Annotated in this window: 23 protein-coding genes; 16 read left to right on the forward strand and 7 right to left on the reverse strand. The window is 72.6% G+C overall.

What is annotated here, in order from left to right:
• The first annotated feature begins 1 nt into the window (after nt 1).
• The gene (locus ABZ340_RS00215) at nt 2-991 is read left to right on the forward strand and encodes an aldose epimerase family protein (RefSeq protein WP_358779452.1); all 990 of its coding nucleotides are present in this window, start codon (nt 2-4) and stop codon (nt 989-991) included.
• A gap of 383 nt (nt 992-1374) precedes the next feature.
• Nucleotides 1375-2643, forward strand: a complete 1269-nt coding sequence (locus ABZ340_RS00220; RefSeq protein ID WP_358779453.1) for a pyroglutamyl peptidase — start codon at nt 1375-1377, stop codon at nt 2641-2643.
• 105 nt (nt 2644-2748) lie between these two features.
• Here the strand turns inward: ABZ340_RS00220 and ABZ340_RS00225 are convergent, their stop codons facing one another.
• The gene (locus tag ABZ340_RS00225; protein ID WP_358779454.1) at nt 2749-3567 is read right to left on the reverse strand and encodes an EI24 domain-containing protein; all 819 of its coding nucleotides are present in this window, start codon (nt 3565-3567) and stop codon (nt 2749-2751) included.
• Nucleotides 3568-3700: 133 nt separating this feature from the next.
• Between ABZ340_RS00225 and ABZ340_RS00230 the strand changes: the two genes are divergently transcribed.
• Nucleotides 3701-4846 (forward strand): serine hydrolase domain-containing protein, encoded by a 1146-nt coding sequence (locus tag ABZ340_RS00230; RefSeq protein ID WP_358779455.1) that lies wholly within the window; start codon nt 3701-3703, stop codon nt 4844-4846.
• A gap of 71 nt (nt 4847-4917) precedes the next feature.
• Here the strand turns inward: ABZ340_RS00230 and ABZ340_RS00235 are convergent, their stop codons facing one another.
• On the reverse strand, nt 4918-5337 hold the full coding sequence (locus ABZ340_RS00235) for an organic hydroperoxide resistance protein (RefSeq protein ID WP_358779456.1): 420 nt from the start codon (nt 5335-5337) through the stop codon (nt 4918-4920).
• Between the two features lie 249 nt (nt 5338-5586).
• On the reverse strand, nt 5587-6609 hold the full coding sequence (locus ABZ340_RS00240) for an NADP-dependent oxidoreductase (protein ID WP_358779457.1): 1023 nt from the start codon (nt 6607-6609) through the stop codon (nt 5587-5589).
• Between the two features lie 104 nt (nt 6610-6713).
• Here ABZ340_RS00240 and ABZ340_RS00245 point away from each other — a divergent pair, with 104 nt between their 5' ends.
• A complete protein-coding gene (locus ABZ340_RS00245; protein ID WP_358779458.1) occupies nt 6714-7151 on the forward strand; it encodes a MarR family transcriptional regulator in 438 nt (145 codons plus the stop codon).
• A 117-nt stretch (nt 7152-7268) separates the two neighbouring features.
• Here ABZ340_RS00245 and ABZ340_RS00250 read toward each other — a convergent pair whose 3' ends face one another.
• The 3 genes from ABZ340_RS00250 to ABZ340_RS00260 all read right to left on the reverse strand — a co-directional run bounded on the left by ABZ340_RS00250 (nt 7269) and on the right by ABZ340_RS00260 (nt 9768).
• Complete coding sequence (locus ABZ340_RS00250) at nt 7269-7883, reverse strand: TetR/AcrR family transcriptional regulator (protein ID WP_358779459.1); 615 nt, start codon at nt 7881-7883, stop codon at nt 7269-7271.
• Nucleotides 7884-7930: 47 nt separating this feature from the next.
• On the reverse strand, nt 7931-8605 hold the full coding sequence (locus tag ABZ340_RS00255) for an SGNH/GDSL hydrolase family protein (RefSeq protein ID WP_358779460.1): 675 nt from the start codon (nt 8603-8605) through the stop codon (nt 7931-7933).
• 209 nt (nt 8606-8814) lie between these two features.
• Entirely contained in the window at nt 8815-9768 is a 954-nt protein-coding gene (locus tag ABZ340_RS00260; protein WP_358779461.1) for a hypothetical protein, read from the reverse strand.
• 172 nt (nt 9769-9940) lie between these two features.
• Here ABZ340_RS00260 and ABZ340_RS00265 point away from each other — a divergent pair, with 172 nt between their 5' ends.
• The 9 genes from ABZ340_RS00265 (at nt 9941) to ABZ340_RS00305 (ending at nt 20130) form a co-directional block, all read left to right on the forward strand.
• Nucleotides 9941-11098 (forward strand): mandelate racemase/muconate lactonizing enzyme family protein, encoded by a 1158-nt coding sequence (locus ABZ340_RS00265; protein ID WP_358779462.1) that lies wholly within the window; start codon nt 9941-9943, stop codon nt 11096-11098.
• Nucleotides 11095-12099, forward strand: coding sequence for an alcohol dehydrogenase catalytic domain-containing protein (locus ABZ340_RS00270; RefSeq protein ID WP_358779463.1), 1005 nt, complete (start codon nt 11095-11097; stop codon nt 12097-12099). The genes ABZ340_RS00265 and ABZ340_RS00270 overlap by 4 nt, the downstream gene beginning before the upstream one ends.
• 125 nt (nt 12100-12224) lie before the next feature.
• Nucleotides 12225-13193, forward strand: coding sequence for a hypothetical protein (locus ABZ340_RS00275; protein ID WP_358779464.1), 969 nt, complete (start codon nt 12225-12227; stop codon nt 13191-13193).
• A gap of 224 nt (nt 13194-13417) precedes the next feature.
• Nucleotides 13418-14527, forward strand: a complete 1110-nt coding sequence (gene chvE, locus ABZ340_RS00280) for a multiple monosaccharide ABC transporter substrate-binding protein (protein WP_358779465.1) — start codon at nt 13418-13420, stop codon at nt 14525-14527.
• Nucleotides 14528-14559: 32 nt separating this feature from the next.
• Complete coding sequence (gene mmsA, locus ABZ340_RS00285; protein WP_358779466.1) at nt 14560-16110, forward strand: multiple monosaccharide ABC transporter ATP-binding protein; 1551 nt, start codon at nt 14560-14562, stop codon at nt 16108-16110.
• Nucleotides 16107-17351, forward strand: a complete 1245-nt coding sequence (mmsB, locus tag ABZ340_RS00290) for a multiple monosaccharide ABC transporter permease (protein WP_358779467.1) — start codon at nt 16107-16109, stop codon at nt 17349-17351. The genes mmsA and mmsB overlap by 4 nt, the downstream gene beginning before the upstream one ends.
• A 52-nt stretch (nt 17352-17403) precedes the next feature.
• Nucleotides 17404-18552: an aldose epimerase family protein gene (locus tag ABZ340_RS00295; protein WP_358779468.1), complete on the forward strand. Its 1149-nt coding sequence runs from the start codon at nt 17404-17406 to the stop codon at nt 18550-18552.
• A gap of 359 nt (nt 18553-18911) precedes the next feature.
• On the forward strand, nt 18912-19826 hold the full coding sequence (locus tag ABZ340_RS00300; RefSeq protein ID WP_358779469.1) for a transposase: 915 nt from the start codon (nt 18912-18914) through the stop codon (nt 19824-19826).
• Nucleotides 19771-20130: a hypothetical protein gene (locus ABZ340_RS00305; protein WP_358779470.1), complete on the forward strand. Its 360-nt coding sequence runs from the start codon at nt 19771-19773 to the stop codon at nt 20128-20130. The genes ABZ340_RS00300 and ABZ340_RS00305 overlap by 56 nt, the downstream gene beginning before the upstream one ends.
• A 165-nt stretch (nt 20131-20295) precedes the next feature.
• On the opposite strand, the gene ABZ340_RS00310 is transcribed toward ABZ340_RS00305, so the two are convergent.
• Nucleotides 20296-21189, reverse strand: a complete 894-nt coding sequence (locus tag ABZ340_RS00310; RefSeq protein WP_358779471.1) for a helix-turn-helix transcriptional regulator — start codon at nt 21187-21189, stop codon at nt 20296-20298.
• A 249-nt stretch (nt 21190-21438) separates the two neighbouring features.
• On the opposite strand from ABZ340_RS00310, the gene ABZ340_RS00315 reads away from it, so the two are divergent.
• The 3 genes from ABZ340_RS00315 to ABZ340_RS00325 are packed head-to-tail and all read left to right on the forward strand — an operon-like array spanning nt 21439 to nt 24324.
• On the forward strand, nt 21439-22923 hold the full coding sequence (locus tag ABZ340_RS00315) for an MFS transporter (RefSeq protein WP_358779472.1): 1485 nt from the start codon (nt 21439-21441) through the stop codon (nt 22921-22923).
• On the forward strand, nt 22913-23806 hold the full coding sequence (locus ABZ340_RS00320; protein ID WP_358779473.1) for an alpha/beta hydrolase fold domain-containing protein: 894 nt from the start codon (nt 22913-22915) through the stop codon (nt 23804-23806). The genes ABZ340_RS00315 and ABZ340_RS00320 overlap by 11 nt, the downstream gene beginning before the upstream one ends.
• Nucleotides 23803-24324 (forward strand): hypothetical protein, encoded by a 522-nt coding sequence (locus ABZ340_RS00325; protein WP_358779474.1) that lies wholly within the window; start codon nt 23803-23805, stop codon nt 24322-24324. Before ABZ340_RS00320 ends, ABZ340_RS00325 begins: the two co-directional genes overlap by 4 nt.
• Nucleotides 24325-24332 lie beyond the last annotated feature (8 nt).

The following is a 24332-nucleotide window of genomic DNA, read 5'->3' on the forward strand; positions in this document are numbered from 1 at the left end:
CATGAACGAACGTTTCGGCACACTTCCCGACGGCACGCCCGTCCACCGCTGGACCCTGGAACGGGCGGGCGTGCGGGTCCGCGTCCTGTCCTACGGCGGCATCGTGCAGTCCGCCGAGGTCCCCGGCCGGGACGGGCGGCGTGCCGACGTGGTGCTGGGGTTCGCGGACCTGGACGGCTACCTGGCGCACCCGGAGCCGTACCTGGGCGCCCTCGTCGGGCGGTACGCCAACCGGATCGCGGGCGGCCGGTTCACGCTGGACGGGCGGACGCACACGCTCGCGCGGAACGACGGGCCGAACTGCCTGCACGGCGGCGCGCGCGGCTTCGACCAGCACGTGTGGGACGCCTCCCCCGTCGACCACGGGGTCCGCCTGTCCCGGGTCAGCCCGGACGGCGAGGAGGGCTTCCCGGGGCGCCTGGAGGTCTCGGCGACGTACACGCTCGACGCGTCCGGGGCGCTGCGGATCGCCTACGAGGCGGTCACCGACGCGCCGACCGTGGTGAACCTGACCAACCACAGCTACTTCGACCTGGGCGGCGCGGGCGGTACGGGCGGCGCGGGCGGCGTGGGCGGCCACGAACTGCGGCTGGCGGCCTCCCGGTACACGCCGGTCGACGCGGACCTGATCCCGGCGGGGGCGCCCGAGGACGTCACCGGGACCCGGTTCGACTTCCGGCGGGCGCGCCCGGCCGGGACGGGCTACGACCACAACTTCGTCCTGGACAAGGGTGTGACGGCCACGCCCGTGGAGGTCGCCGAGCTGTATCACCCGGCGTCCGGGCGGGCGCTGACGGTGGCGACCACCGAACCCGGCCTCCAGCTCTACACGGCGGACCACCTGGGCGAGCCCTTCGGACCCGGTGCCGGCATCGCGCTGGAGACGCAGCACTTCCCCGACTCCCCGAACCGCCCGGAGTTCCCGAGCACGGTGCTGCGGCCGGGCGAGGTGTACCGGTCCGAGACGGTGTACGGCTTCACCACGCGCTGAGCGACCGTCATGCGCTGAGCGTCCGACGTGCGCTGTGCATCCACCACATGCTGGGTGTTCATTGCGCACCGGGGCCGGACGCCGTGAGCCCCGGCCCGGCCGTCAGGTCCCGGGCCGGGGCTGCCGGCGGGGGGTGGAGGGATTACCGGGTCAGACGTTAGCCGTCGCGGCGGGCCCACGCCCCGGGATCGCGCGACCCGCCCGGGGTCCGTACGAACCCTTCACACACCGACACGAACCGGTCGTCCCGTCTCCCGTACGGGAGCACAAGGAAGGCGCACCGGCCGCCTCGTGCGCCACGCACCATGGCGTACGCCCCTGCCGTCACGGGATACTGCCGCGGTCCGGCGGCACCCCACGGCGACGGAAGGACCTGAGTCCTCGTGAGATCCACACCTGTCCGCATCGGCCTGGCCGGCCTGGTCCTGGTGGCGGGGCTCGCGGCCCCGGCGACGACGGCCGCGGCGGTTCCGGCCTCCCCGCCGGCCACGGCGGCCCCCTCCCCCACCGTCGAGGAGCGGCGGCTCGACCGGGCCGTGCCGCAGGAGATCCTGCGGCGCTCCGGATTCGACTCCCTGACGGCGGACTTCGCCCGCGCACTGGGCCGGGCGCGCTCCTGTGCCGAGGCCCGCCGGACCGTCGTCCGCGAGGGCTCGGCGCTGTGGCGGCGGGCCGTGGACCGGGCGCAGGGCCGGGGCCCGGCGGGCGGGGACCTCAGCCGGGACGACGACCGGCCGCTGTACTGGGCGCGGCTCGCCATGGCCCGGGAGATACGGACCTGGGAGCCGGAGTTCGGGCTCGGCGACCGGCAACGGGCCCGGCTCCTCGGCGAGCTGGAGCGCACCTCGCGCGGCCAGGCCGACCTGCGCCACCCCCGTGGCGAGGGCCTCAAGCGGGTCCTGGTCACCGGCTTCGACCCGTTCACCCTGGACCGGGACATCCGCACCTCCAACCCCTCCGGTGCCGCCGCGCTCGCCCTCGACGGCACGGTGATCGAGACGGCGGCCGGTCCGGCGCGGGTGGAGACGGCCGTGTTCCCGGTGCGCTGGCGGGACTTCGGGGAGGGGACGGTGGAGCGGACGCTGCGGCCGTACCTGCCGCGGGCCGATCTATTCGCGACCGTGAGCCAGGGCCGTGCCGGGCGGTTCGACATCGAGCGGACGAACGGGGCCTGGCGGGGCGGTTTCCCGGACAACGAGAACGTCTCCCGCACGGAGACCGTCCCGGTCGCCGACCCGGCCTCGCAGCCGCAGTGGACGACGACCACCCTGCCGTACCGGGAGATCACGGCCGCGGCGACCGGGCGTTTCCCCGTGTACGACAACACGGGCGTGACCGAGATCCCGGCGGGGGGCACCGAGCCCGTCGTCCGGCCGGACGGGCCGACTCCCGGCTCGACGGCCCGGGCCGGGGGCGGCGGGGACTACCTCTCCAACGAGATCGCCTACCGGGCGACGCTGCTGCGGGACCGGCTGGGGCTGCGCGGGACGCTGCCGGGCGGGCATGTGCACACGCCGGTGCTGGAGTTCGGCGCCGGGAACACCACCGAGGTCACCGACCCGCGGTTCGTGCGCAACCGGCTGGACATCGTCGCGCAGGTGCGCGCGATCGTGGCCGTGGCGCTCGGTGCGGCGGAGCGGACGCGAGGCTGACGCCGGGGACCGCCGGGGCGGTGGTGCCGGCGCCGGCGAGCATCCCGGTCACCTTCGCGTGGGGCACTCGCTCGCCCGGTGTCATCCGGTCACCCGGTCACCCGGTCACTGCCGGAGGCTCCGCTCCTCCGCTCCGTCCGCTCCGTCCGCGGCGGCGGGGTCCTCGTCCCGGCCGCGGTTCTCCTCGCCGCGCAGCTCGCGGGCGAGGAGGGTGGCGCCCGCGACCGCACCCGGCATCAGGAACACCGCGACGAACGGGACGAGGAAGGCCAGGCCCAGGGGGGTGCCGAACCCCCAGACGAGCGTCTTGCGGGAGCGGAGGAGGGCGAGCCGGTCGCGCAGGACGACGCCGCGGCGCTGGAGGGCGACGGAGGTGAGCTCCTCGGTGAGGAAGAAGCCGGTGACGAAGAAGCCGATCACCGGTACGACGGTCTGGCCCGCCACCGGGATGAAGCCGAGGGCGAAGAGCAGCACGCCCCAGACCGCGGCCCGGACCACGATCCGCAGGCTGTCCCGGGCGGAGACCCACAGCTCGCGCCAGAGCGGCAGGCCCGACTCGGGGGCGGTGCCGTCCGGGGAGACGTCCCGGTCGACCTGCTCGGAGAGGCTCTCGTAGAAGGGCTGGCCGACCAGCAGGGTGACCGCCGTGAAGGTGAGCACGGCCAGCAGGAGCGCGAGCGCGAACAGCACGGCGGTGAGGAAGCCGCGGAACAGCCCGGCCCAGGGGCTCGCCCAGTCGTCGGCGAAGGGCGTCGCCCAGGCCACGGCGTCCTCGCCCCACAGCGCCAGCGCGGCCAGCGCCGCCGCGTACAGCACCAGGGTGATCAGGCCCGGGAGCAGTCCGAAGCCGTAGCTCTTGCCGTGCCGGGCCACCCAGCGCTGGCCCTCCAGGAGGTACCGGAACCCCGCCCCAAGATCGCGCATGGGCGCACTCTACCGGGCGGGACGAAGGCCGCGGCCTCCCGTCTCCCGTGCCGGACCGATCGACCAGCCGAACAGATGTCGCCCGTCGTACGATCCCTGCCGCAGTCCCCCGAAGAGCGGCTGAGGAGAGCGTATGACGCAGGAGATCCACGGCACCGTCGCCGACGGCTTCGAGGAGGTCCGGGAGGAGTTCGCCGCGTTCGTGAAGGGTGAACGCCCCGACTACGAGGGCCAGTTGTGCGCCTATGTGCACGGCCGCAAGGTCGTCGACCTGTGGGCGGGCCCGGAGGTCACCGCCGAGTCCCTGTACGGCGTCTTCTCCTCCACCAAGGGCGCCGCGTACCTGGTCGTCGCGCTGCTCGTGCAGGACGGCGTGCTGGACCCGGACCGCAGGGTGGCGGAGTACTGGCCGGAGTTCGGGACCGAGGGCAAGGACGGGCTGACCCTGCGGGACCTGCTCGCGCACCGGTCGGGTCTGATCGGGCTGGACGCCGGGTTCACGGACGAGGAGCTGGCCGACGACCGGGTGATCGCCGAACGGCTGGCCGGGCAGCGGCCGTTCTGGCGGCCCGGCGCCGCCTTCGGCTACCACGCGCTGACGGCCGGCGCGCTCGGCGGGGAGGTCGTACGGCGGGCCACCGGCCGCACGGTGCGGGAGCTGTACGAGGAGCGGGTGCGCGCCCCCTACGGGCTGGACTTCCACCTGGGGCTGCCCGAGTCCGAGGAGCCCCGCTTCCGGCCGGTGCAGCCGATGGCGCCGACGCCCGAGCAGCAGGCGGTGCTGGACGGGACGCCGACGGGGCCGCACACGCTCGCCTCGATCGCGTTCAACACCCATGTGCCGGGGGCGGGTGAGCTGGTGGACCACGCCAACTCGCGCCTGGTGCGCGCCAAGGGCCCGGCGTCCGCGGGCGGTGTCGCCTCGGCGCGCGGGCTCGCCGGGATGTACGCGGCGGCGATCAGCGAGGTGGACGGCCGGCCGCCGCTGCTGAAACCCGACACCCTCGCCCTGGCCGGGCAGGTCCACTCCGTCGGCCACGACCTGGTGGCCGGTGTCCACCGGGCGTACGGGTTCGGCTTCCAGGCCACGGGACACGTCTGGTACCCGTTCCTGGGCGCCGGCGCCTTCGGGCACAGCGGGGCCGGGGGCTCGCAGGCGTTCGCCGATCCGCGCAGCGGCCTGGCGTACGGCTACACGCGGCGCCGGTGCGCGTTCCCGGGCGGGGCGGCGCCGGAGAACGAGGCGTTCGTGCGGGCGGTGCACCGGGCCGCCCTCTGAGGTCCGCGAGACGGGCGAAGGCCGCACCCCACGTCCGAGGGTGCGGCCTTCGCCGTGGTCAACGACCGCGCTCAGACGAGCGTCACGGTGATGTTGCCGCGGGTGGCCTTGGAGTACGGGCACACCTGGTGGGCCTTCTCGACGAGCTCCTTGGCGGCCTGGGCGTCCACGCCCGGGATGTTCGCGGAGATCTCGACGATGATGCCGAACCCCTCGTCGTTCTTGCCGATCCCGACCTTGGCGGTGACGGTGGAGCCGGAGACGTCGACGCCCTCCTCGCGGGCGACGACGCCGAGCGCGCCCTGGAAGCAGGCGCTGTACCCGGCGGCGAACAGCTGCTCCGGGTTGGTGCCGGCGCCGCTGCCGCCCATCTCCTTGGGCGGGTTGACGACGACGTCGAGCTTGCCGTCATCGGTGGCCACCCGGCCGTCACGGCCGTTCTCGGCGGTGGCGACGGCGGTGTACAGGACGTCGGACTGCTGAATCGGCATGCGGTTGTCTTCCTCCTCGGTCCGCCGCGACTCGCGCCCACGATCGCGACAGATACTGGAAAGAATTTACCGCATGCCGGAAACCCGGTGAAGGGCGCCGGGGTGGGAGGTCGTCCGCACGTGCGATCTCCCGCGTGTACGGCCACCTGCGCGTACGGCAGCCCGCGTGTACGGCCGTGCGGACGCGTGCGCCTGCGGGCGCGTGGCCGTGCGGGCGCGTGGCCGTGCGGGCGCGTGGGCGCGTGGGCGTCAGAGCTTGACGACCATCTTCCCGATGTTGTCGCCGCGCAGGACGCCGAGGAACGCCTCCAGGTTGTTCTCGATGCCCTCGACGACGGTCTCGCGGTACTTCAGGCGGCCGTCGCGGACCCACGGGCCGACCTCCTGCACGAACTGCGGCTGGAGGTCGTAGTGGTCGCCGACGAGGAAGCCCTCGATCCGGCCCCGGGTCTGGATGAGCCGGGCCAGGTTCCTCGGACCCGGCGCGGGCTCGGTGTTGTTGTAGACGGAGATCATGCCGCAGATCGCGATGCGCCCGCCCTCGTTCAGCGAGCCGATGGCGGCCTCCAGGTGGTCGCCGCCCACGTTGTCGAAGTAGACGTCGATGCCGTCCGGGGCGGCGGCCCGCAGCTGCTCGTCCACCGGCCCGTCCTTGTAGTTGAAGGCGGCGTCGAACCCGTACTCCTCGACGAGCAGCTTGACCTTCTCCGCCGACCCGGCGGACCCGATGACCCGCGAGGCGCCCTTCAGCTTGGCGATCTGCCCGACCTGGCTGCCCACGGCCCCGGCGGCGCCGGAGACGAACACGGCGTCGCCCTCCTTGAAGGCGGCGGTGCGCAGCAGGCCCGCGTAGGCGGTCAGCCCGGTCATGCCGAGCACGCCGAGGTACGTCGACAGCGGCGCGGCCTCGGGGTCCACCTTCACGGCGTGCTTCGCGTCCACGGCGGCGTACTCGCGCCAGCCGAAGAAGTGCAGGACGTGGTCGCCGACGGCGATGCCCTCGGCGTTCGAGGCGACGACCTCGCCGACCGCGCCGCCCTGCATGACCTTGCCCAGCTCGAAGGGGGCGACGTAGGACTTGGCGGCGCTCATGCGGCCGCGCATGTACGGGTCGACGGACAGGTACAGGTTGCGCACCAGCACCTGCCCCTCGCCCGGCTCCGGCATCTCCGCCTCGACCAGGGCGAAGTCCTCGGGCTTGGGCCAGCCCACCGGCCGGCTCAGCAGGTGCCATTCACGGTTGACGGCGGGGAGGGTGGGGGAGTCGGTCATGGGGGAGCGCCTTTCCTCTCGGGAGCACGGCGTTTACTTCAGTACCTGAAACAACCATGCTCCTGAACATTTCAGGTTGTCAAACAACTGGGTACCCTGAACCCATGGTCACCTCACACCCGGCCCCCCGTTCCGACGCCCTGACCCTGGAGGTCGTGGAGCTCATAGGCGAGGCCGTGGCCCGCTTCCACGCCGACTACGAGGAGGCCGCCGCGCAGCACTCGCTCACGGGCGCGCAGGCCCGGCTGCTGAGCCTGCTGTCGCTGGAGCCGCTGCCGATGCGCAGGCTCGCCCAGCGGCTGCGCTGCGAGCCGTCGAACGTGACCGGGATCGTGGACCGGCTGGAGGCGCGGGGGCTGGTGGAGCGGCGGCCGGACCCCGGCGACCGGCGGGTGAAGGTGGCGGCGGTGACGGCCGAGGGGCGCCGGGTGGCGCGCGGCCTGCGTGATTCCCTGCGGTTCGCGCGGGAACCGCTGGCGGGGCTGTCGGAGCCGGAGCGGCTGGCGCTGCGGGACGCGCTGCGGCGCATGCTGGCGGAGTAGACGGAACAAGCCGACGGAGCAGACGGAACAAGCCGACGGAGCAGACGGAGCAAACGGCGCGGGCGGCGGACCGGGGGCGGTCGCCGGGGCCGTCCGCGCCCCTCCGGGCGGGGCGCCTCAGCCGCGTACGGTCAGGGAGCCGTCGATGATGCGCCGGACCTTGTCCACCACGTCGTCGTCCCCGGTGCGCAGGGCGGTGTTGGCGGCGCTCAGCAGCGCGTCGATCTGGAAGGCGGCGAGGTCGATGTCGAGTGCGGCGATCTCCCCGGCCGCCACGGCGTAGCGCAGCTCGCTCGCGAGGGTCTCGCGCCACTCCCGCTGGTCCCGGAAGAGGGCGTCCCGCACCGGGCCCGCCTTGCTGTCGAAGCCGGCGAGGTTGGCGGCCCAGAAGCAGCCGCCGGCGAACAGCGGCGCCTCGGCGTACTCCGCCCAGCGGTCGAGCAGCGCGGACAGCCGCCGCAGGCCCCGCGGAGCGGAAGCGGCCGGGCGGACGACCGCGTCGACGAACATCTCTCGGGCGAAGCCGACGGTCGCCAGTTGCAGCGCTTCCTTCGTGCGGAACAGGGTCTGGATGCCGGCCTTGCTCAGACCGGTGTCGCCGGCCAGCCGCCCGAAGGACAGGTGGTCCAGCCCTTCCAGCGAGGCGAGGTCCACGGCCCGCCGCAGCACGATCCCGCGCGTCCGGGCGCCGCGCAGCAGGCGCTTGTCCGTGATCTCCGCCGTTTCCTGCATACGTTCGATCGTATCTGGTTCGGGGTGTGAGGGCTGGGCGCTGCAGGTCAGACGTGCGCGGCGCGGCCGAGCGTGTACGCCAGGGCCTTGACCATCTCGGCCGCCATGACCGCCTGCCCGGACGCCGAGAAGTGGATGCGGTCCTCGCTCAGCAGGTCCTCCCGGGCGTTGACCGGGTGGTCCCACATGTCGACCACCACGGCTGCGTACTCGGCGGCCAGGGACCGGGTGATCTCGTTGACCCTGGCCACCCGGTCGGACCAGTCGGGGAAGCCCGGCACGACGTACGCCTTCCCCAGGGTGAACGTGGTCAGCCGCGCCCCGGTGCCGGCCGCCACCTCGTACATGCGCCGCATCTCCCGCTCCACGGCCCGGAAGTCGGGGGCGCGGCACACCAGGTCGTTCGCGCCGCACGGCAGGTGCAGCAGGTCCGGGCCGAACTCCAGCATGCCGTCCGCCTGCTTCTCCATGGTGCGGGCGGTGGTGGCGCCGGCCTCCGCGAGGTTGAGGTACTCCAGGTCCGGCCGCACGCGGCGCAGGACGCGGGCGAACCTGTCGGACCACCCCAGGCCGGTGTAGCCGGGGCGGGGGTCTCCCGTGCCCGCCGACAGGCTGTCCCCGATCACGGCGTAGCGGGACCAGGGGGCGTCGAAGAGGAGCGCCGCCGCGTCCAGCGGCGTCAGGCAGAACGGATCCGACTCTTCGGTGAGCTGCGTATCCATGCAGTGAGAATACGGTCGGCCGTATGTGTAGGCAAGGGTGCGGCGGCGGAGACGGGTGGCGACCCGCAGACGGCAGGTGACGGCAGACGGCGGCTGGTAACAGCAGACAGCGGCTGGCGACCGAAGGCAGCGGCGGGTGACGGCAGACAGCGGCTGGTGACCGAAGGCAGCGGCAGGTGACGGCAGACGGAAGCGCGTGGCCCGGAGGGCTACGTGCACCACCACAGGAAGCGGTCGCACGTCTCGGTCGGCGCCGGGGACGGAGGCGGGGACGGAGCCGCACTCGTCGGCTCCGCGGCCGGTGCCGACGAGTGCGTCGCGCCCGGCGCCGAGGGGCGTACGGCCTGATGTGCCGAGGGCGGGGCCGTGGAGGCGGGCCGGGGATCCGCGTCGACCGCCTCGCCCTCCGCCACCCGCGACGCCTCGCCCGTCGGCGACGCGGAGGCCGACTCCGACGGCGCGGCGGACGGGGAGGCTCCCGGCGCGGCGGACGCCGTTCCGCCGGGGAGTGGCGTGCCGTCGCGGGGAACCGCGGACTGCCCGGCCTCCGCCGGTGCCACCTCCTCCGGGGCGTCGCCCCCGGCGGCCACGGGCCGCGGCGGCCCGCCCTGCTTGTCCACGCCCAGCTCGGCGAGGCTCAGCCCGCCGGCCGCCAGCGCGAAGCCCGCCGCGACGAACAGGGTCCGGCGCCGCCGACGGCGGTGCGCCGCGGCCTTGCGGTCCCGGCGGCCGGCCCCGGCACGCCCCGGACCGGGGTGGGCGGTCCGGTCGGCCGGGCCCGCCGGAGCGGCGCGATCCGCCCGCTCGCCCGCATCGCCGCACGCCTCGGCCCTCTCGGCCCACTCCCCCGCGCCACCGTCCGGCTCGGCCCTCTCGGCCCCGGCCGTCTCCGCGCCTCCGTACACCGCGTCGCCGTACGCCACATCGCCGTACGCCACATCGCCGTACGCCGTGCCGCCGTACGCCGTGCCGCCGTACGCCGCGTCGCCGTACGACCCGCTCCACTCGTCCCCGGTCGCCACCGCGCCTCCGTACGCCGCGCCTCCGTGCGGCTGCGCGGCCGGTTCCCCGGCGTACGCGGGGAGCCTGTCGGCGAACGTGCCGCACCCCGGGCACGCGAGGGCGCCGTTGAGGTGCCGTCGGCACGGGTGGCAGTAGTCCATGACGCGGGAAGACTAGATTCCGCGCCGGTCGCGTTCCTAGATCCGGCTGTGAAGGTTGTGTGGGAAACCGTTATGCGCGCGACCCATTGACACCCCCGCCGGACCCTCCTTACTGTCACGCCAGCATTTCGAACGAGTGCCGAAATATCGAACAGAGCGAGGGGCAACTGCCGTGCGCATCACCGGAATCAGCACGCACGTGGTCGGAACGCCGTGGCGCAACCTGACCTACGTCCAGGTGCACACCGACGAGGGGATCACGGGGGTCGGCGAGACCCGGATGCTGGGGCACACCGACGCCCTGCTCGGCTACCTCAAGGAGGCCGAGGTCAACCACATTCTCGGCTCCGACCCGTTCGCTGTCGAGGACCTCGTCAAGCGCATGAAGTACGGCGACTACGGGCGCGCCGGCGAGATCGTGATGTCCGGCATCGCCGTCATCGAGATGGCCTGCTGGGACATCAAGGGCAAGGCCCTCGGCGTCCCCGTCTGGCAGCTGCTGGGCGGCAAGGTCACCGACAAGGTGAAGGCGTACGCCAACGGCTGGTACACCACCGAGCGGACGCCGGAGGCGTACCACAAGGCCGCCCAGGGGGTCATGGAGCGCGGCTACAAGGCGCTGAAGATCGACCCCTTCGGCACCGGCCACTTCGAGCTGGACCACGAGCAGACCCTGTACGCCGTCTCCCTCATCGAGGCCGTCCGCGACGCCATCGGCCCCGACGCCGAGCTGATGCTGGAGATGCACGGCCGCTTCTCCCCCGCCACCGCCGTCCGGCTGGCCAAGGAGATGGCGCCGTTCAAGCCGGCCTGGCTGGAGGAGCCCTGCCCGCCGGAGAACCTGAAGGCGCTGGAGAAGATCGCCGCCAAGGTGGACATCCCGGTCGCCACCGGTGAGCGCATCCACGACCGGATCGAGTTCCGTGAGCTGTTCGACAGCCAGGCCGTGGACATCATCCAGCCGGACGTCGGCCACATCGGCGGCATCTGGGAGACGCGGAAGCTGGCCGCCACCGCCGAGACCCACTACATGCTGGTCGCCCCGCACAACGTGGGCGGCTCCGTCCTGACCGCCGCGAGCCTCCAGGTCGGCTTCACCTCCCCGAACTTCAAGATCCTGGAGCACTTCAACGACTTCGCGGACGCGGAGATCAAGAAGGTCGTCAAGGGCGCCCCCCAGGTGGTCGACGGGTACTTCCACCTCTCCGACGCGCCCGGCCTCGGCGTCGAGCTGGACGTGGACGCCGCCGCCGAGTTCCCGCAGCAGCGGGCCCACTTCGACCTGTGGGCCGAGGGCTGGGAGAAGCGGAACCCGAAGGAAGCCCAGTGAGCTCCGCCGTCGTCGTCGACGCCCCGGGCGCCTTCCACCTGGCCGAGCACACGCCCCGCGACCCCGGTCCGGGCGAGGCCCTGGTCCGCGTGCACGCCGTCGGCATCTGCGGCAGCGACCGCGAGGTCTACCAGGGCAACCGGCCCGAGGGGTACGTCCGTTACCCGCTCACGCCCGGCCACGAGTGGTCCGGGACCGTGGAGCGGGTCGGCGCGGGCGTCCCCGACTCCCTGACCGGCCGCAAGGTCGTCGGCGAGGGGTTCCGCAACTGCCAGGTCTGCGACCGCTGCCACGCGGGCGAGACGACCCTGTGCACGGCGGGGTACGAGGAGACCGGCTTCACCCAGCCGGGCGCCATGGCCCCCACCCTCACCCTCCCGGCGCGCCTGCTGCACCCCCTGCCGGACGGCGCCGACCTCACCGCCGCCGCCCTGCTGGAGCCGGCCGCCTGCATCGCCGCCGCCGCCCTCAAGGCGAACGCGCGGCCGGGCGAGAGGGTCGCCGTCGTCGGCACGGGCACGCTCGGCATGTTCGCCGTGCAGTTCCTCAGGGCCGCCTCCCCGGCGGAGCTGCTGGTGGTCGGGAGCCGTCCCGACCGGGAGGCGCTGTCCCGGCGGTTCGGTGCCACCGACTTCCGCACCAAGGACCAGGAGCTCCCCGGCGACTTCGACGTCGTCATCGAGACGGCCGGGTCGGCCGACGCGGCCCGCACCTCCGCCGGGCTGCTGCGGCGCGGCGGGCGCCTGGTGCTGACGGGCATCCCGGCGCCGGGCGCGGCCGGACTGGACCCGACCGACCTGGTGGTGCGGCAGCTGGAGGTGCACACCGTCTTCGGGGCGCCGCCGGACGCCTGGGCGCACACGGTGCGGGTCTTCGGCGCCGGGCTGCTCGACCCGCTGCCGCTGGTGACGCACGAGCTGCAACTCGCCGAGTTCTCCCGCGCCCTGGAGCTGGTGGGGTCCGGCGATCCGAAGGTGGGCAAGGTCCTGCTGCACCCGTAATCGCTCCGCCCGTAGTCGTACGCCGGTACGGGGTGACCTGACGTCCGCCGTACCGGCGTACCCCAGCCCCCCGCACGCCTTGAGCCGCGAACTTCGTCCGATATACCGAACACTAAGGACAGCTTGTGACCGACGCTTCCGCCACGGCAGCCCGCAAGCCGGGTGAGCCCGCGCTCGCCGCCCTGGGCCTGGCCGCGCCCGCCCCCGACCCCGCCGACGCCTCGCCGCACTCCTTCCCCGGCGGCGGTCGCTGGCGCACCGAGATCCCCTCCTGCGAGGGGCCCGAGGCGCTGGCGGTGGTCCTGAAGGAGTCCTCGCGGCTGGACGTGCCGATCCACCGCATCAGCCAGGGCAGCGGTGTGTGGATGCTCACCGACGCCGAGATCACGGAGATGGTCGAAGCCACCGCCGAACGGGACATCGAGCTGTGCCTGTTCACCGGCCCGCGCGGCACCTGGGACATCGGCGGCTCCACCCGGACCGACTCGGGCGGGGCGGGTCTGCGGGCGCGCGGCCACGACGCCGTCGCCGGGTGCGTCGAGGACGCCGTCCGGGCGACCGAGCTGGGCGTGAAGTGCCTGCTCGTGGCCGACGAGGGCGTGCTGTGGACGCTGCACCGGGCGCGGGCCGCCGGCATCATCCCCGCCGACACCACCCTGAAGGTCTCGGCGCTGGTCGGGCCGGTCAACCCGGCGTCGTTCGCGGTGTACGAGCGGCTCGGCGCGGACTCCGTCAACGTGCCCAGCGACCTGACGCTGGACCACCTCACCGAGATCCGGCGGGTGTCGGCGGCCCCGATGGACATGTACATCGAGGCCCCGGACGACCTCGGCGGCTACGTGCGCATGTACGAGGTGGCCGAGCTGATCCGGCGCGGCGCCCCGCTCTACCTGAAGTTCGGCCTCGCCAAGGCGCCCGGCATCTACCCCTACGGGCACCACATGCGGGAGCTGACGCTGGCCACCGCGAAGGAGCGGGTGCGGCGCGGCCGGCTCGCGCTGGACCTGCTGGCGCGGCACGGGGCGGACGGCGACATGGCCCCGCTGGGCTCGCGGCTGCCCGGCACGCTCAACCGGTTCGAGACCACGTCGTGACGCGGACCGCGTCATGAAACGGACTGCTTCATCATGCGGACTGCTTCATCACGCGGACTGCTTCATAACGTTACGGAATTTCTCTTCACACAAGAAGACACAGCCGCGCACAATCCCACACACCTGCTCTCGGTCGTTCCCCGCACTCTCCCCGCACCACCCCTTTCGGAGCGTCCTGCGAGCCGCCAGGCCCGAGCCCTGCACACACATCAAGGATGATGACCATGCGCAACCGCAGAGCCGCACTCGCCGCGATAGCCGCCTCCGCCTCCCTCGCCCTGGCCCTGACCGCCTGCGGCCAGAACAGCGAGGGTGGCAGCGAGGAGGGCGCGGGGGACGCGAAGGATGCCACCATCGGCATCGCGATGCCGACCAAGTCCTCCGAGCGCTGGATCGCCGACGGCGCCAACGTCGAGAAGGAACTGAAGGCCAAGGGGTACAAGACCAAGCTCGTCTACGGCGAGGACGACCCCGACCAGCAGGTCTCCCAGATCGAGAACATGATCACGCAGGGTGTGGACGCCCTGATCATCGCCGCGATCGACAACAAGTCCCTGAACAACGTGCTCCAGCAGGCCAAGGACTCCGACATCCCGGTGATCTCCTACGACCGGCTGATCCTGGGCACCGAGAACGTCGACTACTACGCCTCGTTCGACAACGAGAAGGTCGGCGAGCTCCAGGGCGGCTACATCGCCGAGAAGCTCGGCCTGAAGGCGGGCAAGAAGGGGCCGTTCAACATCGAGCTGTTCGCCGGCTCGAACGACGACAACAACACCAAGTACTTCTTCCAGGGCGCGATGAACGTCCTGAAGCCGTACATGGACAAGGGCCAGCTGGTCGTCCGGTCCAAGCAGACCGCCCTCAACCAGGTCACCACCCTGCGCTGGGACGGCGGCACCGCGCAGAAGCGCATGGACGACCTGCTGACCTCCAGCTACCGCAGCGCCCGGGTCGACGCGGTGCTCTCCCCCTACGACGGCATCTCCATCGGCATCCTGTCCGCCCTGAAGTCGGACGGCTACGGCTCCGAGGCCAAGCCCATGCCGGTCGTCACGGGCCAGGACGCGGAGCTCGCCTCCGTGAAGTCGATCATCGCGGGTGAGCAGACCCAGACCGTCTACAAGGACCTGCGCAAGCTCGCCAAGGTCGCCGCGAACATGGTCGACGCCTCCCTGAACGGCAAGAAGCCCGAGGTCAACGACACCAAGACCTACGACAACGGTGCCAAGGTCGTCCCCGCGTACCTGCTCCAGCCGGTCAGCGTCGACAAGTCCAACTACAAGACGGCGCTCATCGACGACGGCTACTACACCGAGAACGACCTCAAGTAACCGGGCCCACCGAAGGATTGGAAGGCACGACCATGGCGGGACCCGTCCTGGAAATGCGCTCGATCGTCAAGACCTTCCCCGGTGTCAAAGCGCTGTCGGACGTCACCCTGACCGTCCGCCAGGGCGAGGTCCACGCCATCTGCGGGGAGAACGGCGCCGGCAAGTCGACCTTGATGAAGGTGCTCTCCGGCGTCCATCCGCACGGCACCTACGAAGGGGAGATCCTCTTCGAGGGGCAGCCCTGCCGGTTCAAGGACATCCGGGCGAGCGAACAGCGCGGCATCGTGATCATCCACCAGGAGCTGGCGCTGGTGCCGTTCCTGTCGATCGCGGAGAACATCTTCCTCGGCAACGAGCACGCCGCGCGCGGTTTCATCGACTGGAACGACACGCTCAGGCACGCCTCCGAACTGCTGCGCCGGGTCGGCCTGGACGAGCACCCGGAGACCCGCGTCGCCGACATCGGCGTGGGCAAGCAGCAGCTGGTGGAGATCGCCAAGGCGCTGTCGAAGAAGGTGAAGCTGCTCATCCTCGACGAGCCGACGGCGGCGCTCAACGACGAGGACAGCGGCAAACTCCTCGACCTGATCCTCCAGCTGAAGGACCAGGGCATCACCTCCATCATCATCAGCCACAAGCTGAACGAGATCCGCAAGGTCGCCGACTCGGTGACGATCATCCGCGACGGGCGCACCATCGAGACCCTCGACGTGAAGGCCCCGGAGACGACCGAGGACCGGATCATCGCCGGGATGGTCGGCCGCGACCTGGAGCACCGCTTCCCGGAGCGCACCCCGCACCGGCCGGAGGAGGGCGCGGCACCGGCGCTGGAGATCCGCGGCTGGACCGTGCACCACCCCATCGACCAGCAGCGCAAGGTGGTCGACGACGTGTCGCTGACCGTGCGGCGCGGGGAGATCGTCGGCATCGCCGGCCTGATGGGCGCAGGCCGCACGGAACTGGCGATGAGCGTCTTCGGGCGCACCTACGGCCGGTACGCGGGCGGCACGGTCCTCAAGGACGGCCGGGAGATCCGTACGAAGACCGTGCCCGAGGCGGTCCGCAACGGCATCGCGTACGTCACCGAGGACCGCAAGCACTACGGCCTGAACCTCATCGACACCATCAACCGGAACATCTCGCTGACCGCGCTGCGGAAGGTCGCCCGGCGGGGTGTGGTCGACGAGCACGAGGAGCGGCAGGTCGCCGAGGGCTTCCGCAAGTCCATGAACATCAAGGCGCCGACCGTGTTCGAGCCGGTGGGCAAGTTGTCCGGCGGCAACCAGCAGAAGGTCGTGCTCAGCAAGTGGATCTTCGCCGGTCCCGACGTGCTGATCCTGGACGAGCCCACGCGCGGCATCGACGTGGGCGCCAAGTACGAGATCTACACGGTCATCGACCGGCTGGCCGCCCAGGGCAAGGCGGTCGTCTTCATCTCCTCCGAGCTGCCGGAGCTGCTCGGCATGTGCGACCGCATCTACACGATGGCCGCGGGGCGGCTGACGGGTGAGTTCTCGCGGGCCGAGGCCTCGCAGGAAGCGCTGATGCGTCAGATGACGAAGGACAAAGAGGTAACCCGATGAGCACGGATGTCACCGCCGAGAGCCCGGCGCCCGCGCCGCCCGGCAAGAGCGGACCGGCCGGCGGCCAGGGCCTGCTGGGGCTGATGCTCGACGGCCTGCGGCGCAACATGCGGCAGTACGGCATGCTGATCGCCCTCGGCCTGATCGTGGCGCTGTTCGCGGTGTGGACCGGCGGCGACCTGCTGCTGCCGCGCAACGTCTCCAACCTGGTCCTCCAGAACAGCTACATCCTGATCCTCGCGATCGGCATGATGCTGGTGATCATCGCGGGCCACATCGACCTGTCGGTGGGCTCGCTGACGGCGTTCGTGGGCGCGGTGGCCGCGGTGCTGATGGTGGAGCAGGACATCGCCTGGCCGCTGGCGCTGGTGCTGTGCCTGGCGATCGGCGCGGCGGCGGGTGCCGTGCAGGGCTTCTTCATCGCGTATCTGGGCATCCCGTCGTTCATCGTGACCCTGGCGGGCATGCTGCTCTTCCGCGGTCTGACGGAGATCTTCCTGGAGGGCCAGACCATCGGCCCGTTCCCGTCGGGGCTCCAGAAGGTCGCCAACGGCTTCCTGCCCGAGGTCGGCCCGGAGACGAACTACCACAACCTGACGCTGCTGCTGGGCCTGGCGGTGATCGCGTTCGTGGTCTTCCAGGAGCTGCGCGACCGCAAGCGGCAGCAGGAGTTCGCGCTGGAGGTGCTGCCCGCCAAGCTGTTCCTGCTGAAGCTGGTCGCGCTGGTCTCCGCCGTCCTGGTGGTGACGCTGCTGCTGGCCAGCTACAAGGGTGCCCCGATCGTGCTGCTCGTCCTCGGCGCGCTGGTCGTCGGCTTCGGCTACGTGATGCGCAACGCGGTCGTCGGCCGCCACATCTACGCCATCGGCGGCAACCTGCCCGCGGCGAAGCTGTCGGGCGTGAAGGACAAGAAGGTCACCTTCCTGGTCTTCCTGAACATGGGCATGCTCGCGGCCCTGGCGGGCCTGGTCTTCGCCGCCCGCTTCAACGCGGCCTCGCCCAAGGCCGGCCTCAACTTCGAGCTGGAGGCCATCGCGGCCTCGTTCATCGGCGGCGCGTCGATGAGCGGCGGCGTCGGCACGGTCCTCGGCGCGATCATCGGCGGCCTGGTGCTGGGCGTGCTGAACAACGGTATGAACCTCGTCGGCATCGGCACCGACTGGCAGCAGGTCATCAAGGGCCTGGTGCTGCTGGCGGCGGTCGGGTTCGACGTGTGGAACAAGCGCAGGGTCGGTTCGTAAGCCATCCGGGCCCCGCCGGACGGCGGGGCCCTTCCTTTCGCAGGAGCCGCACATGGAACTGAGCAGACGCACGGTCATCGCGGGCGCCGCCGCGGCGGGCCTCGCCGCCGCCACCACGGCCGGCCCCGCACACGCCACGGGAGGCAGGAAGCCGGTGAAGGAACTCTTCGGGAAGCTCGCCGACGGGACGAAGGTCCACCGCTGGTCGCTGGAGAACGGCGGCACGCGGATGAAGGTCCTCTCCTACGGCGGCATCGTGCAGTCCCTGGAGATCCCGGACCGCCGGGGCCGGTACACCAACGTCTCCCTGGGCTTCGACAACCTCGACGACTACGTCGCCTCCAGCCCGTACATGGGCGCCCTGATCGGCCGCTACGGCAACCGCATCGACCGGGGCCGCTTCACCCTGGACGGCAAGGAGTACCAGCTCTCCGTCAACGACGGCGACAACAGCCTGCACGGCGGCGCCCAGGGCTTCGACAAGCGGGTGTGGGACGTGGAGCCGTTCGCCGAGGGCTCCGACGTCGGCCTGCGCCTGTCCTACACGAGCGCCGACGGCGAGATGGGCTACCCGGGCACGCTGAGGGCGACGGTGACGTACACGCTCACCCGCGGCGGCGACTGGCGGATCGACTACGAGGCCACCACCGACAAGGCCACCGTCGTCAACCTCACCAGCCACGTCTACTGGAACCTGGCCGGCGAGGGCAGCGGCACCATCGAGGACCACGAGCTGTCGATCGCCGCGTCCCGCTACACGCCCACCGACGCGGGCCTGATCCCCACCGGCGAGCTGGCGAAGGTCGCGGGCACCCCGCTCGACTTCCGCCGCGCCAAGCCGGTCGGCCGGGACCTCCGCGCCGCCCACCCGCAGCTCGTCACGGCCCAGGGCTTCGACCACAACTGGGTCCTCGACAAGGGCGTCACCGCCCGCCCCGAGCACATCGCCACGCTCCGCGAGCCGTCCTCCGGCCGCACCCTGAGGATCGCCACCGACCAGCCGGGCCTCCAGTTCTACTCCGGCAACTTCCTCGACGGCACCCTGACCGGCACCAGCGGGCGCCTGTACCGGCAGGGCGACGGCCTGTGCCTGGAGACCCAGCACTTCCCGGACGCCCCCAACCAGCCGTCGTTCCCGTCGACCGTGCTGCGGCCGGGGCAGACGTACCGGACGACGACGATCCACTCGTTCGGCGCCTGAGGTCCGCGCACGGCACGGGTGAGGGAGACGGGTGAGCGGCACGGCCCGCGCGGGGAGCGCGGGCCGTGCCGCTCGGCGCGCCGGTGGACGCTTCTCCTCCTGGGCGCCGGGCGGTCTCGACGGCCCGAGCCGCGGCGACCGCGCGGCCCGGCCCGCACCGGGCGGGGGCAACGGCGACCGCACTCTGCCTGCTTTCAGCGATCGATACGCACATTTAATCTTCTGTCGGCTGGTCGTGAGGTCTACGTCACGGCCCCTACCGGTCGCAAATGGTTTGATGCGCAACCGACTTGTTCTCGCACTGTGCAGAGGGAGCAACGGCCGTGTTCTCGTTATCCGCACATCAGACCCCAGCGGACATGGGCGCGCGTTCCGTCGAAGTCTTCGCCCAGCAGATCTTCGGGTACCTGCCGCGCGCTGATCAACGCCGGTGGGCCGGCACCTATCTGAAAGGACTGCTGCTCACCGACGGCAAGAAGTCGGTGCGCCGACTGGCCGGGGCCGTGTCCGACTCGCCGACCGTCTGGTACTCGCTGCAGCAGTTCATCAACAGCAGCCCCTGGGACTGGGAGCCGGGCCGTGACGCGCTCGTCCGGTGGATCGGACAGCGCTCGTCGGTCCGGGCGTGGACCGTCACCCCGGTGATCCTGCCCAAGCGCGGGGACCAGTCGGTGGGCGTGCACCAGCGCTTCGACCCCTTGTCCGGACGCACCGTCAACTGCCAGACGGCCACGGTCCTCTTCCTGTCGTGCCCGGGGGCCAACTTCCCCGTCGACTGGCGGCTGTTCCTGCCCCGGCAGTGGACCGACGACCCCGGGCTGCGCCGCCGGGCACGCATCCCCGAGGCCGAGCGCTTCCGTCCGCAGTGGCGGCACGCCCTGGACCTGATCGCCGACCGGGCCGGCCGCACCGGCTCACCGCGGGTGCCGGTGGTGGCCGACATGACCGAGGCGCCCGACGTGTCGGAGCTGACCGAACTGCTCGACGCCGCCGGGTGGGACTTCGTCGTCGCCGTCCACCCGCGCGCTCTGTCCGCGGGCGCGGGACGGGCCGGCGAGGGGCGCCCGGCCGGGCCTCCGCGCGGGGCGCTGCGGGGGCGGCCCCGGCGCGGGCCGGGGGGGCGCGGCAGGCGGCGCGGCGGACGCGGGCGTGCCGCGGATGTGGAACCGCCACGCCGCTGCCGTCACCGGCTCCGACGGCCGCTTCCGGCAGACCCAGGTGCTGTCCGCGCTGGTCTGGCGGCCCGAGCGGGAGAGGCCGGGGGCCGGCGGTGAGCGGCGGGCCTACCGGCTGTTCAGCGAGCTCGGCCCGGACGGGGCGCCGGACTCCCGGCTCTGGCTCACCAACCTCGTGCACCACCGCCTGGACGAACTCCTGGAGCTGGCCCGCTGCTACGTCAGCGCCCTCGACACGACCGAGTGCATGGACGGCCGGTACGAGCTGCTGGACTTCACCGGGCGTTCCTTCCCCGCCTGGCACCACCACATGACCATGGTGTCCGCCGCGTACGCCCATCTGCGGCTGGTCGGCTCCACCCGTCCGGCCGTGCTGGTGCCGGCCGGGCGCCGCCCCGCCTGAGCCGGGGCCGCCCGCGCCGGACCGTCTCGTCCGCGCCGGGCCGCCCGCGCCGGACCACCCGCCCCACCGGACCGCCGGCACCGGGCCGTCCGCACCAGGTCGTCCGCGTCGGGCCGCCCGGCCGGTCCCGGCCGGGCGGGCGGTCCCGGCCGCAGGCGCGCGCCGTCAGCGCCGCGCGGCCGGGGAGACATCCTCGTCCGTCGAGCCCTCGGAGGCGGCCACGCTGCCCAGCAGGCGGAGCGCCGCCTCGGAGGGCGAGCCGGGCTCGGCGGTGTAAGCGATCAGCCGCTGTCCGGACGTACCGGGGATGACGAGGTTCTCGAAGCTGAGGTCCATCGCGCCGACGAGCGGATGGTGCAGCCGCTTCACGCCCGAGGTGCAGGTGCGCACCGGGTGCCGTGCCCAGCGGGAGGCGAACTCGTCGCACTGGACGGTGAGCTGGCCGACGAGCTCGGCCAGCCGGCGGTCGTCGGGGTGGCGGCCGGCCACCAGGCGCAGGGAGGCGACGGCGAGCTGCGCCTCCTCGTTCCAGTCGGTGTACAGCTCGCGGTACTGCTCGTCCAGGAAGAGCATCCGCGTCAGGTTGGGGCGGTCGCCCGGGGTGTCGGGGCTGTCGGACGGCAGGTGCCCGGCGAGCAGGGCGTGACCCAGCACGTTCCAGGCGAGGACGTCGTTGCGGCGGTCCAGGACGAGCGCCGGCACGTCCGTCATCGCGGCCAGCAGCTGGCGTGCGGAGGCACTGGCGTGTTCCACCCGCGGCGGTGCCGGGCGGGACGCGGCGGAGGGCCGGGCCAGGTCCTTCAGGTGCGCGGTCTCGTCCTCGGTGAGCCGCAGGGTGCGGGCGATCGCGTCCAGCACGGTGTCCGAAGCACTCGTGGCACGGCCCTGTTCGAGCCGGGTGTAGTGGGTGATGCTGACGCCGGCGAGCATGGCCAGCTCCTCCCTGCGCAGCCCGGTGACGCGGCGGCGGGTCGGATGCGGCGTGATGCCGACGTCCTCGGGCCGGAGTGCGGCACGGCGGGACTTGAGGAAGTCTCCCAGCTCGGACGGAGCGTCCATCGATGCCTCCCGTGTCGTACGTGCCCGGCCGCACGGTCGCCGGGCGACGGTGCCTGCGGTGGTGAGCGGCTCTTCGTCCATGATGCCCGCGGGTCACGGCCGTCGGGAGCGGTGAGGGTGGTCATGAGATGACCACCCTTGCGCTGACTGTGCGAGACAGGGTTCTGGCTGGCCTCCCCGACGCGGACGAGTCTCTTTCCCGAGCGGCGCGCAAGACGCCCGCGCTCGAGAGAAAGGGATACCGACCTCATGTCCATCACCGATGCGGAAACCGCCGGTACTGCCGGTGCGGCCGCCGGTACGGCCGGTCCTGCCGGTGCCCCCGGTGCGGCCGCCGGTACGGCCCCGGCCGTCCTCACCCCCCGGCTGCGGCTGGTGCTGGTGCTGCTGCTCGCGGCCCAGTTCATGCTGGCCGTGGACTTCTCCATCCTGAACGTCGCCCTGCCGGTGATCGGCGAGGGCCTCGGCTTCTCCCTGGCGCACCTGCAGTGGATCGGAACCGCGTTCGCCCTGTGCGCGGCCGGCTTCACCCTGCTGTTCGGACGTGTCGCCGACCTGTTCGGGCGCCGGCGGCTGTTCCTCGGCGGCCTCGCGGTACTGGGCGTGGCCTCGCTGGTGGGCGGCCTGGCACAGAGCCCCGAGGTGCTGATCGCGGCGCGGGTCTTCCAGGGCCTGGCCACCGCGGCGGTGACCCCGGCCGGCCTGTCCCTGCTGACCACGTCGTTCCCCGAGGGGCCGCTGCGCGAGAAGGCCCTCGGCCTGAACGGCGCGCTGATGTCCGCCGGGTTCACCGCCGGCGCCATCCTCGGCGGTCTGCTGACCGACCTGCTGTCGTGGCGATGGGCGTTCTTCATCAACGTGCCCGTCGCCCTCGCCGTTCTCCTCGCCGCGCCGACCGTCATCAAGGAGTCCCGTCCCGACGAGCGCCCGAAGCTGGACGTGCCCGGTGCCGTCAGTGTCACGCTCGGTCTGCTCTCCATCGTCTTCGGCCTCACGCAGGCCGGCGAACACGGCTGGGGCTCGTCCTCGGCGCTGCTGCCCCTGGCCGCCGGTGTCGTGCTGCTCCTGGTCTTCTACGCCGTCGAGCGCAAGGTGGCGGTGCCCCTGGTGCCGCTCGGCGTGCTCGGCAAGCGGTCGGTGGCCTGGGGCAACCTCGCCGGTCTGATCGCCTTCCTCACCGAGACCTCCCTGGTCTTCCTGCTCACCCTCTACCTCCAGGAGGTCCTGGGCTTCTCGCCGCTGGCCGCGGGCCTGTCCTTCGGCGTGCTGGGCATCGGCACGGTCGTCGGCGGCTCCGTCGCCCCGAAGGTCATCGGGAAGATCGGCAGCAAGAGCACGCTGATCGCCGGCGGACTGCTGCAGACGGTGTTCACGGCGGCCCTGCTCGGCCTCGGCGACGACCGCGGGTGGATGTGGCTGCTGCTGGCCGCCACCTTCGCCGGCGGCGTCGGCAACATGCTCGTCATCGTCGGCTTCATGGTCACCGCCACCGCCGGGCTGGCCGACCACGAACAGGGCCTGGCCACCGGGCTCGCCACCATGACGCAGCAGATCGGCATCACCATGGGCACGCCGATCATGAGCGCCATCGCCACCGCCGCGATGGCCGGCACCGGTGCCTCGGCCATCCTCGGCGGCCTGAAGGTCGCGATCGCGGTGAACGCCGCCATCGTGCTCCTGGGCGTGCTCACCAGCGCCGTCTTCCTGCGCGGCGCGGCCTCCCGTGCTCGGTAACGCCCGGCGGTACGCGCCGCACGACGACCGTCCGGGCCGCCGCGAGGCCGTAGCGGCCCGCCCGGACGGCCGTCGGCCCGGCGGGCCCGCCTGGGAGGCGCTGTGGCTCGACGCCGGCACGCACCGCGTCCCGGTCCGGGTCTACCGCCCCGGCGCGGACGCCTTCGGCTGGCTCGTCTGGGCGCACGGCGGCAGCTGGCAGGCGGGCTCCCTGGAGCACTGGCACCAGCCGGTCACGGACCTGGCGCGGGTGTCGGGATGCACCGTGGTCAGCACCGGCTACCGCCTCGCCCCCCGCTACCGGCACCCGGCCCAGCTCGACGACCTGCTCACCGCCCTCGCCTGGGCCGAGGAGCAGGCGGGCGGCGAGCCGCTGGCGGTCGGCGGGGACAGCGCGGGCGGGACGCTGGCCGCCTGCGCGGCCCTGGCCCGGCGCGACCGGAACGAGCCGCTGGCCGCGCAGGTGCTGGCCTACCCGCCGCTGGACCCCGGCTGCACCGCCCCCGCCTACACGCGCGACCCGGGCGCGTTCCCGGCCGCGGACGACCTGCGGCGGGCGTGGCGGATGTACCGCGGCGGCGCGGGTACGGCCGTACGTGGCGGCGTACCGCTGTACAGCACCCCCCTGGAGGCCGGCCGGCTCGCCGGACTGGCACCGGCCGTGCTCGCCGTCGGGGACCTCGACCCGGTCCGCGACGACGTGACGGAGTACGCCCGGCGGCTGCGCGAGGCGGGCACCTCCGTGCGGCTGCGGGTCTTCCCGCACACCCCGCACGCGGTCTTCCTCGCCGGTCACGGCCCCGGTCGGGGGGACCCACGTCTGCGGCGCTGGCTCGGCACGGCCCTGCGCCGGCACCTCACGTCACCGAAGGAGACGACATGACCACCGCACACACCGAGACCGAGCTGCCCCACCTCGCCGCACTGGCCCGGCACTTCGCCGACCTGCGGGACGGCACCCACGGCGAGGGCGGCGACACGGTCACGCGCCGGGGCAAGGAACGGCACTTCGAGCACGCCGTGGAACTGCTCCACCCCTACGCCGTCCAGGTCCTCCGGGAGTTCGACACCGCCCTGCTGCTGAACACCGGCGAGGTGACGGCGAGCGGCGTGCGGCGCACCGCGGACGGAGGGCTCGGGGCCGAGTGGACACTGTCCTGGCCCGAACAGCGGGAGGCCCGGATCGCCCCCATCACGCTGCTCGCCTTCTACGGCCGGGGCTTCCACCACCCGCACCTGCGGGGCGCGACCGTCCACGACTGGCCGCTGAACGTGTTCACCCCCGAGCAGGCCGCGGCCGAGGTGCCCACGCTGCGGGCCATCGCCACCGGCGATCTGCACAACCTCGTCTTCCAGCGCGACTACCGGATCGTGCCCGCCGTCGTGCGGGCGGGACAGTGAGAGGAGGA

The organism is Streptomyces sp. NPDC006134 (assembly GCF_040628835.1).
Classification (GTDB): domain Bacteria; phylum Actinomycetota; class Actinomycetes; order Streptomycetales; family Streptomycetaceae; genus Streptomyces.